Genomic DNA, 1,235 nt, shown 5'->3' with positions numbered 1-1,235 from the left:
TCAGGTGCACGGCGTGGATGCTGCCGGGCGCGTGGTGGTGCAGCGGCAGCTGCGCCGCGCGCAGGTGGAGAAGTTCTTCGCCGCGCAGCCGCCGGCGCTGATCGGCATGGAGGCCTGCGGCTCGGCTCATCATTGGGCTCGCACGCTCAGCGCGCTCGGCCATGACGTCAAGCTGATGCCGCCGGCCTATGTGAAGCCCTATGTTCCGCGCAACAAGAACGATGCCCGCGACGCGCACGGCTGTTGCGAGGCGGTGAGCCGGCCCGACATGCGCTTCGTGCCGATCAAGTCGGTCGAGCAGCAATGGGCCCGGGCGCTGCACCGCACACGCGACCTTCTGGTGCGCCAGCGCACGCAACTGGCCAACGCCATGCGTGGCCTGCTCTATGAGATGGGACAGACAAGTGCCAAAGGGGCGGCGGGCATCGAGACCCTGCTGCGGCGCGTCGAGGCGGCCGATGAAGCCATCCCAGCGGCGCTGTTGATCTGCCTGGTGCCGCTGGCCGGGCAATGGCGGGCGCTGGATGGCGAGATCGGCAAGCTGGACAAGCAGATCCTGGCTCAGGTCAGGCAGCAGCGGGCAGCTTTGCGGCTGACGACGATCCCGAGCGTCGGCCCGATCATCGCGCATGCGACCGTCGCAGCCATCGGCGACGGTCGCCAGTTCGCCTCGGCCAGGGACTTCGCAGCCTGGCTGGGCCTGACCCGCAAGACCCATGACACCGGCGGCAAGCACAGGCCGACAGGCCATATAAGCCGTGCCGGCGACAAGGACCTGCGCAGGTTGCTCATTCTCGGCGCCAGTTCCTGGCTGCGTCAGGTCAGGGCCAAGCCCGACAGAGGCTCGCCCTGGATACGCGGCCTGCTGGCCAGGCGGCCGGTCAAGGTCGCCGTCGTGGCGCAGGCGGCCAAGACCGCCCGCATCATCTGGGCAATGCTGCAATCGGGACAACAATACAGGGCACCGGCTGTGGCCTAGCCGCAATCGAGGCCCTTAACAGCGTAAGGAGCAAAAAGGCAGCACGGCAAAATGGTCAGGACCTGGGTCGGGAAAATCCGCCATCGTCATCGCGACACCAAGCGCGCTAGAATGATTGGAACCGATCCGCGTAACCCTTGTTGGTCAGCGGTCATCGAAATCGACCGCACTAAAGGCCGAATACATGACCGCTCCAGACTTACGCCGTCGTCGTCATTTTGCCTCTTGCCCAAGAGGGGCCGTCCATACATGACGA

Annotated in this window: 1 protein-coding gene; it reads left to right on the top strand. The window is 65.9% G+C overall.

All coding sequences use genetic code 11. From position 1 onward, the window contains the following. Positions 1-979, top strand: a 979-nt coding sequence (locus EOA23_RS34850) for an IS110 family transposase (RefSeq protein WP_127307329.1), incomplete at its 5' end; no start/stop codon positions are given. Between the last annotated feature and the right edge of the window lie 256 nt (positions 980-1,235).

This window comes from Mesorhizobium sp. M2A.F.Ca.ET.042.01.1.1 (genome assembly GCF_003997405.1).
GTDB lineage: Bacteria > Pseudomonadota > Alphaproteobacteria > Rhizobiales > Rhizobiaceae > Mesorhizobium.
The sequence above is the reverse complement of the archived record's forward strand: the minus strand, read 5'-3'. Positions and strand labels throughout refer to the sequence as shown.